This is a genomic window from Candidatus Pelagisphaera phototrophica, from assembly GCF_014529625.1.
GTDB lineage: Bacteria > Verrucomicrobiota > Verrucomicrobiia > Opitutales > Opitutaceae > Pelagisphaera > Pelagisphaera phototrophica.
Genome location: NZ_CP076039.1, coordinates 2716390 through 2731768 on the forward strand (window position 1 = coordinate 2716390; position 15379 = coordinate 2731768).

The following is a 15379-nucleotide window of genomic DNA, read 5'->3' on the forward strand; positions in this document are numbered from 1 at the left end:
CACCCCCTGTCCTTGACTTTTCCCTCAAGTCGCACGACTCATACACCTTAATTCCTATTGATGTGCGAGTACTATGTAAGGAAGGAAGGTGACGAAGAGGCTAGCGGTCCCTACAACCTCAACCAGATCACTTCCTTAATCGAAGCGGGCAAACTGGACAAGAGAGCCTACGTCTACGACATCGACAAGGAAGAGTGGATTCCAATCGAGGAAAACGGGGAACTGATGGACGTCCTGTTTCCTCAGAAAACAAAGCTAACCCTACGAAACGAGCCTGAGAAAACCGAAGCGGAGAAAGCATCGGATAAAAAGTCTAGGCGCTCTGAATTGGGAGTTGAGAAAGCTGGCATTTCAGTCCAAAGGATCCTGGCCCAAGCCGAGGGGCTCGAAGGCGATGACCTAATCGGCAAGTCCCCAGTCGAAAAACGGGCTCAATCAGCTTTTCTTGGCCTTCGCTTCACAACTCTTTTTGTGCTGGGAAGTGCCGTCACGATGGCCTTCCTCGAGTGGGATCTGGTGAAAACGGCCAACGCAATCCAAATGGTAAGAAGCCCCTACATCCTTTTTGGGATAGCAGATATGCTCCTAGGGATTGTCCTGCTTCTTCAAGTAACCGAGATCTATCCGCTCGTCCGTTTTCGGGCAGCGATCGGACTGGGAGCACTTACGATTCTGTTTTTCACGAGCGGCGACCCGTTGCTCGCTATAGCAAATGTCGTACTTTCTGTCAGCATCTACTTTTGCACCGCTACGCTGAACACCCGAAAGGTGATTCCCTTTTGCATCACAGGTATTCTGAGTCTCGCGGGTTATATCGCGCTCGTAATTCTTCCCTTTTTCAAGTAGCGGGCCGTTGTGAATTGACCAGTTCGCACCACCACTCTCATTGAACGTCTGTTAAAACACAAGGAACACATTCGCAACGGAATGTGAAAAATTGCGATTACGGACCCCCACAGAGGTGAGCGTTTCATATATGCCAAACTACTAGTCGGCACGATCACGTTTAATGATCTCGCCGAAAATCGACTGCTAAACCGGGCCGCCGCACTCAACTTTAGCTCGCTGATCGGATTAATTCCGATGTCCGCGATCAAGATTCTTGTATCAGGGTTTGTCCTGCTAAAGTCGGATTCGGACATTGTGGTGAACCAGATTTACCGGGGATTGAGCTTCATTGCTCCCCAGATAGCCAGTTTGGAAGAGCAATCTAACGATTTGGCTGAGGAAAAAGGAAGCCGGGCTCAGCTCAAGGAGTACTTGCAGGGTTTTGTAGAAGCCAGCCAATCAGGATTGGTGGGCATAGGCGGCATGATACTGCTGATTCTAATCGTCATTCAGCTATTCTCTTCAATCGAAGGTGCTCTCAACGACATCTGGGGAGTCAAGCGAGGGCGGAGCTGGACTATGAGAGTGGGGCTTTACTGGAATGTGATCACTCTCGGGACCGTCGTTGCGGCCACAGGACTCGCCCTTTTGGGCGCTCAGGCCCTAAAATGGAATGACCTAGCATCCACCCTTCCAGGCGGCGAACGCCTCCTCAATCTCATTTGCTGGATCTCGAAAGCGGGCACTTTCCTCATGCTTTCAGCAGTGCTCGCCGCATTCTACCGGTTTATTCCCAATACTCTCGTGACCTGACGAGCGAGTTTCATCGGAGCCTTCGGCGCCCTCTTTTTAATTGGCGGCAATAATGCCATGGCGTTCGCATTCTTCTCGAATCGGGTTTCCCTTGATCGCAGCCTTTACGGATCACTAGCGATCGTTCCCGTATCAATGTTCGGGATGTACGATTTCTGACTGTTCATGTTGCTCGGCGGACGCGTATCCTACGCCGTGCAGAACGCCTATTTCAAAAGCAACAAGATGGCCTGGGAACCTTTGAACTACGCTTCCAAAGAAAGTATTTCAATCCTGCTTTTTCCTATTGTTTGCCGACGTTTTAGAGATTGCAAACCCGCGCTGCGCGGCAGGGAACTCACAAAGATTTCGAAGCTCCCGTTTCAGTACGTAAACGCTAGTCTGATGCCCTTGTACGACTTGAAACTTGTTTCCTCAATGCCACCCGAAGCAGGCGAACCTTTTCAAAACTATCGCTACCAACCCGCCAAGCCATTGGACAGGATTGAATTGTGTGACTTTGGGAACAGTTTCAAGAAACATGGAGATATGCCCGATGAGGATCTTTTCGAAGACTACGATCCTATCGTAAAACGTTATCACGACTCGCTTGAACAGGCTCGTAAATCAGCTCTGGGCGATTTGACGATGGAAGACGTAATCGACCTCTCGAACGAATTCGAAAAGTCATCCTCTGAAAAGCCTCAGGCGGCTGATTCAGATAACGCTTCCAACTTCATCTAGTAAGCTCTCCGCTTAAAAAAGGCAGGGAGCCTGTAGATCAGATCAAGTACTGCGTTCGTTTCGGTAGGAACATTGGCGTTTTGTCCATTGACAGAGGAAGGCCCAATCCTAACTTAGCCGTTCCTTTAACGCCGTACTAAAATGATTTCTTGGCTCCAAACCAATTTCCAGAAACACTTTCGTGTCCTCTTCATCGTTCTTCTAGGAGTAATAATTGTCGCATTCGTCTTTACGATAGGGGCGGCGCCAGGAATCGGAGATGGACGAAACCAAGATCGGAATATCCAGTTTTTTGGAAACGAATTCTCAACCGATTCACAAAGGCAGGAGTTTTTTAATGCAGCGTACTACAGTGCCTTGCTCACAGGAGCGCCACTGAATCAGGACCAACTCACCCAGTATGCTTTCAATCGGGCTGCAGCCCTACACTTGGCCGATCTTCATAACATTCCCGGTCCGAATTCCGAACAATTAACAGAGCACATCCAACAGCTCGGCATGTTCCAAGGCCCCGACCAGACTTTCAGCCGCGAAGCATATGTACGGTTTCGAGACGAGATTCGGGCCTCAGGAAATATATCGGAAGGAGCTCTCTCTTTGATTATTGCCGACGATTATCGCGTGAACAAGGTATTCGATGGACTTTCGAGTCCAGGATTCGTTTTAGAGTCTGAAGTCATTCAGGATCTCGTCCTCGACCAGACCGTCTGGTCCGTAAATGTCGCCGAGTACGACTTTGCTAACTTCTCCCCTGAAATCGACTATTCCGAGGAGAAGCTGGAAGCGTTCTACGTCCAGAACAGCTTTCGCTACGCATCACCCACCCGTCGCACGATTTCATTTGTCGAGTTTGAAGCCCTTGATCATATCGCGGAAGTGGAAGTGACCGAGGAGAGCCTTCAAGACTACTTTGCTCGCAATAGCTATAAATATAAAAAAACGGTCGAGGCTCCTCCAAGCGAAGACCCCGAAGCTGAACCTGCGGCACCCATAACTGAGCCAGCGACCTTTGAAGAGTCTCGTGACCAAGTCGAGTTCGATTTCAAGCTAGAGGAAGCCAAAAAAATCGGCCAAACAAAGGCTGAGAATCTCGCCCTCGCCCTTGTGGAAGCCGATAATGCCGTGGGCACTACCGACTCTCTTTCTATCGACCGAATAGAGTCGCTTATCGAGAAGCGAGGCTACCAGACAAAACGAACCACACCATTCGCGCGGAACGAAACTCCAATCGGATTGAACTGGAGCCAAAACCTGATCGCCCTGTCCTTCCAGCTAACTGAAAATCATATATACTCCCAGCCTGTGATTGAGGGAGATTCCACTTTCGTACTCTACCTTGAAAGTGAAAACGAAGAGTTCGTTCCGAATTTCAAAACTGTAGAGCCCCGTGTTCGAGAGAACTATGCGGAGGACGAGGCACGTCGTCTCGGGTCCAGCAAAGGGCAAGAACTCGCTGACGCCTTAAAGGCAGTTGATGCGGACTCCTTCAAAGCTGAAGCTGAGGCAAGAGGACTTAAAGTTTCAGAATACAACGAATTCAAACGACGTGACACCGTTGAAGGTCTCGATGCTGGACTAATTTTCTCAGCTTCGGAACTGGAAAAGGATGGCGTTTCCGACGTGACCATCCGTGAGGACAAAGCGTACATCGTCCAGGTCACTAAAAAAGAGATCCCTGAAATCACACGCGACGACGAAGAATATACGACTCGCATGGAAGTACTCAAGAGCAACTATGCACAGTATTCGGTTTCTCAATACATTAGTAAGTTGACGAATGACGAGCTCGTACGAAGCGGTCTCGCAACTGCAAACTAGCAATACACAAAATCATGCCGCTGCTGCGATTCAGACCTAATTCTGGCCGCTGCAAGCTCTGTCACGGAGAGGTCGAGATTCGAGCCGACAAGGACTCGCCCGAACCGGTCGAATGCCCGAAGTGCGGGCAGGCAATCGAGAAATGTCCTCAGCTATCCGCTCCCCAAGCTAAAGTTCTGAGAAAACCGTCCGCTTCCGAAGCGAAGTCAGCCGGGTTTCAAGTATACAAGCGCCTTGGAAAAGGAGAATACGAGAAACAATGAGAAACAAAGATGCAACTTACTCCCAATTCGTGTGTATAAGAAGTTGTGTCTTTCCCTTACAACGAGCTTAGCGTCCCATACATACATCCATGATTCGCAACGAGCGCCACACCCTCTACGGGCTATCCGCACGAGAATACTCACCTAAAGGTCTCTGGCTACTCGCGCTGCTCTACCTCGGATCACTTGTAGCCGCAGTATTTGTCAGCCTTCTAGCTTGGCACATTGTTCATTATTTAGACCCAGAGGCAAACGGGTACTTGGCAAACAAGCCGTATCCAAGATATTTTGATCGAGCACGATGGCTCTGCGTATTATTCCTCCTCCCCTATTTGTTCTGGCAATGCCGCATCAATTCTTTCAAAGCAGTCGGCTTCACCAAACCATTCGCTAGCACGGCATCAAAATGGTTTATATATGGTTTCTGCATGATTTTGCTCATCTACGCAGGCACCTACACGCTCAATGCGATTGAGCTGAAACCAGAGTTGGCACTTGGAGGATTTCTATCCAATCTAGACAATGCAATATTAGCCGGAGTACTTATTGGGCTGTTCGAGGAAATCGTATTTCGAGGACTCGTATTCAGAATGTTCTACACCGCACTGAAACCCATTCCAGCCATACTCGCCTCCTCGGTTTTCTTCGCAATTCTTCATTTCAAGGCTTCGTCCACCTCACTAGAATCGGTGCCTCCAATTGACATTGGATTTGCAGACGGATTTAATATCGCGTTTGGCACAATAGCTGCGCTGGTGACACATTTCGATTTTACTTACCTCGCTGCGATCTTCCTCGTGGGCGTTGTTCTTCATCAAGCGTTCTTAATCACAAACAACCTGTGGGCGAATGTCGCCCTTCATACTGGATGGGTCTTCACAATTAAAGGGATCGGGGACATATTTCAGACCACTGAAGCTGCAAATCTATTTACAGGAACGACAAGAGTGGCTGACGGATACTGGGTAGTCATTGTTCTACTAGCCTTCACCGCTGTTTTCAGTCTTATACTCAAGTCCAAACCAGAAGCCTCTGCAGGAATCAAAGAGCACACATGATACATTCCAACTTTGTTAATCAAAAGGTCGTGGGACGATTTTTCAGGATCGCGGCCTTAATGGGAGCTATTTCGTTCAGTTCCGGCATAGCTATTGGTGAAATGCTAACAGTCGAAGAGTGCATCCAAATCGCCCTCAACAAGAATTTTGATATTCGAATTAGCCAAAACACGACTAGAAGAGCCGCACAAGACGTAGAAATTGCCAACGCCGAGTTTGAGCCCTCCTTTGGTATTACCACTTCCGATAGCTTTAATACCCAAGTTCGATCTGGCGACAGACTCGACGGTGCTGCCCAGCCTCAATCCAATGCCCAAAGCACGCGAGCCACCGTCTCCAAAGATTTTATCAGTGGAGGAACGCTCTCGCTGAGCACACGACTAAATCGAAGATTCTCTAATTCAACCAATAGCACGATCAACCCAAGCTACAACGCGAGCACTACTCTCAGTATTCGCCAGCCATTGCTCAGCGGCTATGGGCCGGCAGTCGCCAAAGCGAGAAAAAGGCTTTCTCTTCTGTCACTTGAACAATCAAAATACGACTTTCAAGCAACCGTTCTAAGAATTATCAACGACACGGAAGTCGCGTATCACTCACTCGCTTTTGCACAAGAGCAACTGGAGGTACGTCGGGCAGCCCTCGAACTAGCTGAAACCCTTTTAGGGGAAAACAAGATGAAGATGGAAACTGGAATCGCAACCAGTCTCGATGTTCTGCAAGCGGAGGTCGGTGTTGCCAATGCTACCGATCGCCTGTTGCGAGCCGAGAAGTCGCTAGAGGACGCTAGGGACAACTTGCTTACCATCCTCGGTGAGGACTCACTGATTAACAAGGAAGTCATCGTAGAGGCACCGGACGTTGCTAATCCTCTAGCCCCAGATTTGGAAAATACATTCTCCAAGGTCATTGATAATGCCCCTCGCTATCTCACACTTCTAAACCAAAGAATCAAAAGGGAAGTTGAACTTAGACGCGCCAAAAGAAATCGGCTTCCCTCCCTTAACTTAAACGGGGCCTATTCCCTAACCGGACTTGAAAGCAATCTCAAAGGGGCCTACGACGATGTCACCGAGAGGGAGAGCTTTAATTGGCAGTGGTCGCTATCCCTAGACATTCCCTGGGGCTTAAATGAGAAAAAGGCCAATTACATCAAAGCCCAAATACAGCTGGACACGGAAGACGCACGCGCCTCTCGCGAGAAGCAACGCCTTTTTCGGGACACTCGAATCGCAGTTCGAAACGTAACCACAGCAATCGATGGAATTAGTATTAAGGAATTAGCTACAAACTTAAGCGCTGAGGAATTCGAAATGGAGAAGGCTAAGTTCGACGCGGGCCTTAGCACTGGAAGACGGGTTCTTGAAGCCCAACAAAGGATGGACGAGTCCAAGGTTGACGAGCTCCAGGCGAAGATCGATCTTCTCAATGGCTACTCCAACCTTAGGGAGCTAGATGGTGCATCCCTCGACCGATACGGAATTCAGTTTGAGTAATGAATCTGCAGACTCTGAGCGGTATGATCTACAAATTGCGGTTATATCCGATACTCACAATCAGGTCCCTGAACGTCTTCCACCGGCACTAGCTACAGCGGATGAAAACTGGTATCCTGGAGATGTTTATAGACCTGAGACGCTCAATGATCTGAATACATTAGATAAAATCCTCCTTATATATTAGTTAAGATACTGCTATTAGGGAATTTAAAATTAGTTTTGGTTATATTTAAGCAATGAAATAAATGCGAACTGTCGTATCGCTGCCACTAAAAGCATTCTGCCAGCACTCTGATGTTGGTGTTCTGTAACAGCTAATCTTGCTGAAGCGCACCAACGGGGGCGGGGGGGCGGAAGCTTCGCAATTTATATAGATAAACAGCCCCAGAAAAAATTGTCGTGCTGAGGACTTCTGAAGCTATTATTATCCCAGCCTCCGTCTAGCAAAGGCGAGAGCCACAACACTCACTCCCAGAAGAGCTGCTGTGGAACCTGTGTCTGGGACCGCTGATGTCGATGTCGTACCCTGAGGATCGCCATAAGGATAGGATTCACTGATTCCGTCATATCCCCAGGTTAGCAACAACGAAGAAATCGCTGATGGGTCAAATGCATTGCTTCCTGACCATGTAATTGAGATCGCAGAAGTAACAGTATTTCCAGCTGAAAGAATTTCGTCAGTTAAAAAAACTAAAACGTCATGAGAGGTACCATCGATATCCACGTTGTTTAAAGAATGGAAATGATTGATGGCTTTTCCATCAATTTCTCCGCTGCCCGTACCGCTGCCATTGCCAACTACCCAGTCGGAGTTAAGTCCATTAGGATCAATTAGGTAAAAATCACTGGATCCATCCCGTGCGGGTGGAGGCGTCCCTGTTGCATCAAGGGTCGCGGACCCTGCAGGAATACTGATGGTCAATTGATCAGTAGTGAAAGTATCGATATTAAAAATCAGAACTGCCGATGCAGAATCAGGTAGCAGTGCCAAAACGAGAAATAGTTTACTAGGCTTAAAGAAATTCTTCATTTCTCGCAACAAAAGTAGCAATATTCCACCCTTTTGTCACCCTAATCGTGCTATCAGGGATTCTTGCACAATATCCAAAACTGCCTTTCATTCATTTGTGGTTTTCGCATTCAAAGCTCTCTTTGCTCTTTCATTCTCAGTGCTAGTCGCCTGTTCAACAGCCTCAATGGAGGCAAAATAAGAGGAGCCGATTCCAAGCTTTATTAAGGCAACTTACGTGCATCCGCTCCTCATCAAGGATTTTGTGGGATAGGTAAGCGACCGAGAAGTCATAGGTTAGTCCAATGGCTCGTTTTGCCACTTGCCAAGGCCAAATGACATCACCATCCTCCATCTAGGAACAGTCACCCAAAATTGAATTTCCTATCAATAATCCTTCGATAATAAAGGAAGTCTTAATAATGTAATTATGAACTCTATAGACCGAATTAACAAACTGGAGGATGATTTTATGGAGATTGACTACCTCGTTTATAGTGCTCACAAAACGGGTACCCAGTCTCTTGTTGAAACATTGCAACACAATGATTTGAAAAGCCTACACCTTCATCAGCTGCAAAACCTGGGACTCAAAAAAGGTGATTTTCAAAAATATGTGGAGGAATACGTCAAAAAAAATAACCGTAAGCTGAAAATCCTGACAGTTTTCAGAGAGCCGATGGAAAGGCAAATTTCTTCTTTCTTTGAAGCATATGGTAGCGAACCAATCAGGTTAGATAAGGTAAAAGACCCAACAGAAACCATCATTTATAAATACTCATTCAAACAACTACAACGGAAGTTCCATATTGAGTTGGCTACAAAAACATTGATGGGATATAGGGAGTCTATACATGAAATTTGCCAGGAGCTGGGGATTAGCCTCCGTGACTTTAAATCGATTGATGAAACTAAAAAGCTATTCCTGTGCGAAACCGAAAGCATTACATTGCATCTGATAGAGTTCCATGAATTGATCAGGAACTTTGAATCCATTCTGACCATAATCACAAAAGTGCCTATCACTTCAAAAGTCGCTAATATGGCAGACGCCAAGTGGTACAAAGATGTTTATCATGATTTCAAAATGTCGTTAGCATTGCCGCAGAAGTTGATATCAGCGATATACAATGATAAGCGTGGTATTATTGATTTCATATACCCTGCAGGTTTTGAATCCAAGGAGAGTCAGGCAATGGGTAAATATGGGAAAAAGTCAAAATCCACCTTTCGCTCTTATTGGGACTATTCACATCTTATTTGGATACAGATGAAACATAAAATCACAAAAAGAATGAAAAATATCATACAAGATAATCTGAGATGACTACTTTAATGCAATCCTCCTGGCCTTAACTTGCTTTAGTTTTTCTGGTGTAATGTCCAATGTTCTGAATACGTTGTCCTCTGTTCTCACCGCTATATTGCGAATTAATGCCCCTACTTCCAATGGGAAGACCGCCTTCTTCTCGAACGAAATGGGCTCCGTTTTCAACTTCAATATTTGACTCCCCGTAGCGTAGACCCGACTTTAAAGACCCTCCTAATCGGCCACATGCACTACCCGATAAAGGAGCATCTAGCAGGTGGTCTGTCCCTAAATCCGGGAGCCATTACCGAACCGAAAGACAACTCCGTTTCCTCTTTCGCTTGGCTAAGCATCTCGACTGAAGGAAAATGGACCTGGGACATTAGAAGCTTTTGAATCGTAAGTTTATGGTTTTTAACCTTCTCGGCGATCTAGCATTTTGCTTACCTATATTTTAGATGCACAGCGTTTCCCGAAGCGAAATTAAGTTCAGTCTGATGAGTTTCAACATTGCCCATGGGCGCGGCCTTTCGCTTTACCAAGGCTTTCACAGCTCCAATGGAATAAGAAAGAACTTGGAACGAATCGCTGCCATTGTAAAAAAGCGATCCCCCGATATTGTCGCATTTCAAGAAGTCGATCAATCATCACACTGGAACCGGCACATAGACCTTCTCAAGCATATCCAGGAGGAAACCGAATACCCCTACTCCGAGCACGGTATCCACAATACACGTTTAGGAAGAAAAGCGCTTTGCTATGGAAATGCGTTTCTTTCAAAGCATCCAATTTCCAATTGTAGAGTAACCCCTTTCGGTAAAAAGAGTATCGGCGAAAAAGGCTTCATGGAGGTTTCGATTCAAATCGATTCAATACCACTAGAGATTATCAACCTCCATCTCGATTTCAGGTCTCGACGAAGCCGAATGGCTCAGATTGATCCCGTTCTCGAGAGAATCGGGACTTTAACAAAGTCAAGCACTACGTTCCCCCCTATAACTTGCGGTGATTTCAATACAGGATCAAAGCGATTTAGCGATGCGGTAAGGCAGTTCCTGATACGCTCTGCCGAGCACGCACGCTACACATATCACCCTCAGAACAAGCGTACGTTTCCAACTCACTTCCCTTCAAGAGGCTTGGATTTCATTCTCGTGCCAAAACCATTTGTAGTCAGGCAAGCCAACGTTATTAAGAGCTTTGCCTCCGATCATCTTCCCGTTGTTGCTGAGATCATCGCACCCTGTTCAACAGAGAGCAGCGTCAGTGAGCCTAATACTCACAGAGACTAGAATGAACTCTTAACTGAAAGTTGTCGTTGAATACAAAAAAGCCCAAAGCCTCGCGGCTTTGGGCTCATTAAATTACGAACCGTATAACCAGCTAGCTGGATACGTGCCCAGAGACGAGTTTCGTCATCTCGAACATAGAAACCTTGTCCTTACCGTCGAATACATCCTTCAATTTAGCGTCGGCGATGATTTCTCGGCGATTCGAGGGGTTCTGCAAATCGTTCGACTTGATGTATTCCCAGAGCTTTTTTGTTAATTCAGTACGAGGAAGTGGCGCTGCACCAACAACTGCTGCGAGAGCCGCATCTGGAGTAACGGGTTTCATGAATGCCGCATTGGGCTTTTTATTTGATGTACTCTTAGCCATAGGACTATCTGGATACCCCCATATCCCCTTGAAGCAAACCTAAACAGCCTCATATTAGCGAAAAGCTGATTTTTTTACCCTTAGAGAACATCCCTCAGTAAATAAACCGTCAATGACTCGAAATACTCGTTGTTTTAAGACGGCGGAAACCAGACGCCTGCCTTCGTTCAAAACTAAAGTAGAACCCTTCCTGAACAATTGATACTTTCTGATTTTCGCCAAAAAGGTTGCTACAGGAAACAATTGAACGAACTAATATTATTAATACTCCTTATTCGAATTTCCCTTTCGTCTAGGCAACGATGCCGACGAAATTCACCTTGTTAATGTTAATGGGCTCGTTTAATCTTCATGCTTAATTAATCGACGGTAACGAAATCACCCGTCTCTAAGTCGAGCAAGTGGCGTTCCTTTGCCGAAATATGAATACGACCCAAACGAAAATCGTTGTGATTGAGGACCAGCTAATGCTGCGGGACCTAATCACCAGCATGGCCCAGAGCATCCCCGGCATCTCCGTGGTCGGGGAAGCCCTCGACGGAAGAGAAGGTCTCAAGCTTTGTGAAGATGAAAAACCCGAACTCGTTATTTTTGACCTATTTCTCCCCAGTCTAAACGGTATCGAAATACTGCGCCTGTTTGGAAAAAAAAATCCAAAAACTAGGTTCATCGCCATTTCAGCCAATTTCACACCGGATTCGATCCGCGAGGTCCTGGAACTAGGATGTCACGGTGTCATCGCAAAGAGTTCATCCGTCTCCAAACTTAAAGAAGGAATAAGCGAAGTAATCAAAGGAAGCGGTTACCTTTGCCCAATCGCAGCGAGTCTTCTGCGCGAGTCCCATTTGTCTCGAACAAGCTCAGGCAAGAAGAAAGGCCGACTTTCCAATCGTGAGCGAGAAGTCCTCCAAGCCGTGGCCGAAGGCTTTAGCACCAAGCAAATCGCTAAAAAACTTGAAGTAAGCGTCAAGACGATCGAAGCCCACAGAGCCAATCTCATGAAAAAGCTCGATACCCGCAGCTCCGTGGAACTAACGCGCTGCGCTTACGAAATGGGCATTATCGAGCTGCCAGCACGATACAATCAGCCTGATTCCAACTGATACCGGCGACAGTAGACCACTTCGGAGTTTAAGCACCATCCTCCTAGGCACGCTGAGCACCAACCGCTTCTTGAATTCACTGAAAATGGCGTTGATAATTCCTACAGCTGTAGTAGACCCTCGTTTTCAGACGTTCGCCTTGTTCCCCTTTCCCAAAACTCCTCGTATTAATTCATGGGGATACGCTTGACTCGATAAGCGAAAGCCTATTTTTACCTTCATTCTTTGGCATCGTATTGAAAAGGCGATTCGAAGCTCGGAATTCAAGTTAGATCTTGCAAGCAACAACCTACTTTTTTTACCTCAATGAAAGATAAACCTTATCTCGATCAAGCGATAGAAATTCTGTCCTCCGGTGGCTGGATTATGATCCCTCTTTTCATATTGGGACTCTTAGCCTTTTACGTAGCTGCCCGGTTATTTCTTTTCTTTTTGAGAGGCCACTTTGGCAAGGTATCTATCGAGGATTGTGAACAATGGGTGCAAGACTCAGATAAAGCCGAGGGCCAAGTCGGCGAGATCATTCGATACTCCCAAGATGGCGTGGAAAATTTGAATGATATCCAAAGTCGTTTTTCCGAAATCCGAACGGCCGAAATGCCGCGTCTAAACCAGAATATCACAATGCTGACGATTTTGGTTAACGCGGCCCCGCTCATGGGTTTGCTGGGAACGGTTCTAGGGATGTTAACGACATTCTACGGGATTTCACTCGGGGGCTCAGAAAGCACCACCAATATTGTGGCAAGCGGTATTCACGAAGCCCTGATCACGACTCAAATGGGTCTCTGCCTTGCGATTCCCGGATATTTCGTTATCTACTTCCTAAGACAGAAAGTCATCGATTATCAAAGCTTCCTCGTTCGCCTAGAGAGTATTACTCTGCAACAATTTAGCCACAAAGCAACCGGTTAACCGAGGCCAATACCCAATTTCTCGTTATGAGCACCAATTACCAATCATCCAACCAAGACGGAAACCCTTTCGCGAATCTGATACTTGGACTCTTATTCACAGCGCTTATCTTTTTTGTTCTCCCGATGATGCACATTCTTGGGCAAATAAACATGGATACAAAACAAGTGGCAACAAGCGACGCTAGCGAAGCGCCGCCGCCGCCGCCGCCTGAAGACCTCCCCCCTCCCCCTGAAGAGGAAAAAGAGCTCGAAAAGCCGGAAGTTGAAGAGCCTCCTCCACCGATGACGCTCAGCCAGCTGGAAATGGCATTGAACCCAGGTTCAGGAAATGCTATGGGTGACTTCGGATTCGGCGATTTCGATGCCGGCATGGACGCCTTGGGCGATATGGAAATTTTCGACCTCCGAGATGTAGACAAACTTCCGAGGGCCCTATTCCAAGTCGACCCCAACTATCCTTACTCCTTGAAACAGGCGAAAATCGGCGGCTGGGTACAGCTTGAGTGGGTCATCGATGATTCAGGTAAAGTCCTCCGACCAAGGGTAATGAAGTCCTCTCACCGCGAGTTTAATCAACCCGCAATCGAGTCGATCATGAGATCCAAATGGTCCCCTGCCCAAAAAGGCGGTAAACCGGTCGCTGTCCGCGTGACTCAGCGTATGGATTTCAATCCGTAGAACTATAAAGAACTGACTTAAAATTTTACGGGTAGCCTGAAGGGCTACCCATTTTTTGGTCTCCTCAATTAATTAATCCTACAGCAGTAGGATTACTGCTTTGCCAAAATTTCCATATGCTACGCGTGTAGTCTTTAACTTCAACCCCCCCAAAATATGAGCACTGTCTCTGAGCGGTTTGAACGTACAAGCGCATGCTTCAGCAAAATCAGGTTAGTGCACGCTGGTAACTACTGGCATTTTTAACTTCTTTCCCATTCTAAAATTTATATCCGGTTTATGGATTCCCACACATCCATCCAAAAGCATTGAAACTTACCAAGAGGACCCTCCGACCGTGATAGAGCCAATTCCTGAAAAGCCGGAAGAGAAGCTAACACTCGAAAAGCCTAAGATCGCAACACCGCTACTCGGGACAACCCTAACTGAAATTGAAGTTAGATTTATGGCTGAAGCCGGATAAGCGAATTTTAGATACGCCAACAACTACACGGAGTTCTTCGATACGACAGACGACAGAGAAATTTTCAACATAGATGATCTAGTAAAGAAACGAAGAGCCCTACTCCAGGTTGGACCGGCCTATTCCTACGATTTGATGAACCGAAGAATTGGGTTAGAATCCATCAACTGCCCCAGAAAAGAATGTCGCCCATGTGCTTCAATTGACGTACTACAGCTAAAACCTTAAGTTTTAATCCACAGGTTCCTTTTTCTTTCTCTTACCCATTTCCAAAAATTCCTTCTTGTCGACCTCAATGATTTCGTGCCTCCCGCCCATCAACGCCGGTTTGAAAACAATTTTAAAGAAATGCTCGGAGTCTCGCAGGTCGTATACCGCGCTAAACTTCTTTGCGCCGTTGAATCCCGTTACATTCGGCACTCCAAGACTCAGCCCTACTTTTGTTTCGAATTTATGCTTACCCGCTTTTAATTCTAGTTCCTTGTTCCCTCCGTGGCTAATTTTCCCAACCATTTTGCCATCGACTGACAATTTTACGATCTGCGTTAAAACCATGGGGTTTGCCTCTCTCACAAAATTTGCGGATATCTGCTCATTTGAGAAGGCATTGCATGCCGAGAAAATAACGAGAGTGGCCGCTACGTAACAATTGCTCATACCTATGCTGTTTGTTCAGGGGTGGCAATTGACGCAAACTTTTTCTTATATTGGCTAGCACAACTACCCCAGCTCCAAGAAGAGCGGCTGTTCTTCCCGTACGGAGCGTTTTGAAAGAGCTTCACAAGAAGCCCTGTCAGCCTGTTACACCGCAGGAGCTTGCATCGGCTTAGATTTTCCAGGCGGAGAAACAGTCGAACAACTTCATGGCGAGGGAGGATCGGGCATCAAAGCCGGTGAGAAGCTTCGCAGTGACGATAATGATCTTTGAGCGGATCGTCCGGAAATCGGAAGCGGTCGAGCAGCTTCTCTTCGGCATCACGGTCGCGTCGGTAGTCCGCGTACTCGGTCTCGCCGCTGTTTATCAACATGACGATGTCAGAGGCTTCCGGGGGTAGGTGCTTGTCGAGTTCCTGTTTGTAGAGCACGCAGCTCTCGCGATCGATCGTGACCACTTGGGCTCCAAACCCCTGCGGCTGGACTTTTTCCTGGAAGTGCTGGGCGATGTTCTGGCACACGGCGGCGATCCGTTCGGGTGCCTTCAGGAGGACGGTCATCTTTTGCTGAGGATTTCGAGAGCTC

At 46.9% G+C, this 15379-nt stretch carries 19 protein-coding genes; 15 read left to right on the forward strand and 4 right to left on the reverse strand.

Going from position 1 to position 15379, the window contains the following annotated elements:
• Positions 1 to 60: 60 nt before the first annotated feature.
• The 8 genes from GA004_RS11660 (at position 61) to GA004_RS11695 (ending at position 7186) form a co-directional block, all read left to right on the forward strand.
• Positions 61 to 846 (forward strand): GYF domain-containing protein, encoded by a 786-nt coding sequence (locus tag GA004_RS11660; protein WP_283394041.1) that lies wholly within the window; start codon positions 61 to 63, stop codon positions 844 to 846.
• A gap of 183 nt (positions 847 to 1029) precedes the next feature.
• The gene (locus GA004_RS11665; protein WP_283396977.1) at positions 1030 to 1641 is read left to right on the forward strand and encodes a YhjD/YihY/BrkB family envelope integrity protein; all 612 of its coding nucleotides are present in this window, start codon (positions 1030 to 1032) and stop codon (positions 1639 to 1641) included.
• Between the two features lie 165 nt (positions 1642 to 1806).
• Entirely contained in the window at positions 1807 to 2364 is a 558-nt protein-coding gene (locus GA004_RS11670; protein WP_283394042.1) for a hypothetical protein, read from the forward strand.
• A 141-nt stretch (positions 2365 to 2505) separates the two neighbouring features.
• A complete protein-coding gene (locus tag GA004_RS11675) occupies positions 2506 to 4182 on the forward strand; it encodes a SurA N-terminal domain-containing protein (RefSeq protein WP_283394043.1) in 1677 nt (558 codons plus the stop codon).
• 14 nt (positions 4183 to 4196) lie between these two features.
• The gene (locus tag GA004_RS11680; protein ID WP_283394044.1) at positions 4197 to 4445 is read left to right on the forward strand and encodes an FmdB family zinc ribbon protein; all 249 of its coding nucleotides are present in this window, start codon (positions 4197 to 4199) and stop codon (positions 4443 to 4445) included.
• A gap of 89 nt (positions 4446 to 4534) precedes the next feature.
• Positions 4535 to 5503, forward strand: coding sequence for a CPBP family intramembrane glutamic endopeptidase (locus GA004_RS11685; RefSeq protein ID WP_283394045.1), 969 nt, complete (start codon positions 4535 to 4537; stop codon positions 5501 to 5503).
• Positions 5500 to 6999 carry a TolC family protein gene (locus GA004_RS11690; RefSeq protein ID WP_283394046.1) on the forward strand — a complete coding sequence of 500 codons (1500 nt, stop codon included), beginning with the start codon at positions 5500 to 5502 and terminating at the stop codon, positions 6997 to 6999. Before GA004_RS11685 ends, GA004_RS11690 begins: the two co-directional genes overlap by 4 nt.
• Positions 6992 to 7186 carry a hypothetical protein gene (locus tag GA004_RS11695; RefSeq protein ID WP_283394047.1) on the forward strand — a complete coding sequence of 65 codons (195 nt, stop codon included), beginning with the start codon at positions 6992 to 6994 and terminating at the stop codon, positions 7184 to 7186. The genes GA004_RS11690 and GA004_RS11695 overlap by 8 nt, the downstream gene beginning before the upstream one ends.
• 240 nt (positions 7187 to 7426) lie before the next feature.
• Here GA004_RS11695 and GA004_RS11700 read toward each other — a convergent pair whose 3' ends face one another.
• The gene (locus GA004_RS11700) at positions 7427 to 8032 is read right to left on the reverse strand and encodes a VPDSG-CTERM sorting domain-containing protein (RefSeq protein ID WP_283394048.1); all 606 of its coding nucleotides are present in this window, start codon (positions 8030 to 8032) and stop codon (positions 7427 to 7429) included.
• Between the two features lie 409 nt (positions 8033 to 8441).
• Here GA004_RS11700 and GA004_RS11705 point away from each other — a divergent pair, with 409 nt between their 5' ends.
• The 3 genes from GA004_RS11705 to GA004_RS11715 all read left to right on the forward strand — a co-directional run bounded on the left by GA004_RS11705 (position 8442) and on the right by GA004_RS11715 (position 10612).
• The gene (locus GA004_RS11705) at positions 8442 to 9338 is read left to right on the forward strand and encodes a hypothetical protein (RefSeq protein ID WP_283394049.1); all 897 of its coding nucleotides are present in this window, start codon (positions 8442 to 8444) and stop codon (positions 9336 to 9338) included.
• 177 nt (positions 9339 to 9515) lie between these two features.
• On the forward strand, positions 9516 to 9716 hold the full coding sequence (locus GA004_RS11710) for a metallophosphoesterase family protein (protein WP_283394050.1): 201 nt from the start codon (positions 9516 to 9518) through the stop codon (positions 9714 to 9716).
• 101 nt (positions 9717 to 9817) lie between these two features.
• Positions 9818 to 10612: an endonuclease/exonuclease/phosphatase family protein gene (locus GA004_RS11715; protein ID WP_283394051.1), complete on the forward strand. Its 795-nt coding sequence runs from the start codon at positions 9818 to 9820 to the stop codon at positions 10610 to 10612.
• Positions 10613 to 10703: 91 nt separating this feature from the next.
• Here the strand turns inward: GA004_RS11715 and GA004_RS11720 are convergent, their stop codons facing one another.
• Positions 10704 to 10979 carry an SWIB/MDM2 domain-containing protein gene (locus GA004_RS11720; RefSeq protein WP_283394052.1) on the reverse strand — a complete coding sequence of 92 codons (276 nt, stop codon included), beginning with the start codon at positions 10977 to 10979 and terminating at the stop codon, positions 10704 to 10706.
• A 422-nt stretch (positions 10980 to 11401) separates the two neighbouring features.
• Between GA004_RS11720 and GA004_RS11725 the strand changes: the two genes are divergently transcribed.
• From GA004_RS11725 to GA004_RS11740, 4 genes are all read left to right on the forward strand, one after another.
• Positions 11402 to 12082: a LuxR C-terminal-related transcriptional regulator gene (locus GA004_RS11725; protein ID WP_283394053.1), complete on the forward strand. Its 681-nt coding sequence runs from the start codon at positions 11402 to 11404 to the stop codon at positions 12080 to 12082.
• 306 nt (positions 12083 to 12388) lie between these two features.
• Positions 12389 to 12997 (forward strand): MotA/TolQ/ExbB proton channel family protein, encoded by a 609-nt coding sequence (locus GA004_RS11730; protein WP_283394054.1) that lies wholly within the window; start codon positions 12389 to 12391, stop codon positions 12995 to 12997.
• A 125-nt stretch (positions 12998 to 13122) separates the two neighbouring features.
• A complete protein-coding gene (locus tag GA004_RS11735) occupies positions 13123 to 13677 on the forward strand; it encodes an energy transducer TonB (RefSeq protein ID WP_283394055.1) in 555 nt (184 codons plus the stop codon).
• Positions 13678 to 14014: 337 nt separating this feature from the next.
• A complete protein-coding gene (locus tag GA004_RS11740; protein WP_283394056.1) occupies positions 14015 to 14140 on the forward strand; it encodes a hypothetical protein in 126 nt (41 codons plus the stop codon).
• Positions 14141 to 14371: 231 nt separating this feature from the next.
• Here the strand turns inward: GA004_RS11740 and GA004_RS11745 are convergent, their stop codons facing one another.
• Both GA004_RS11745 and GA004_RS11750 read right to left on the reverse strand, forming a co-directional pair.
• On the reverse strand, positions 14372 to 14797 hold the full coding sequence (locus tag GA004_RS11745; RefSeq protein WP_283394057.1) for a hypothetical protein: 426 nt from the start codon (positions 14795 to 14797) through the stop codon (positions 14372 to 14374).
• Positions 14798 to 15024: 227 nt separating this feature from the next.
• Positions 15025 to 15354, reverse strand: coding sequence for a hypothetical protein (locus GA004_RS11750; RefSeq protein WP_283394058.1), 330 nt, complete (start codon positions 15352 to 15354; stop codon positions 15025 to 15027).
• Between the last annotated feature and the right edge of the window lie 25 nt (positions 15355 to 15379).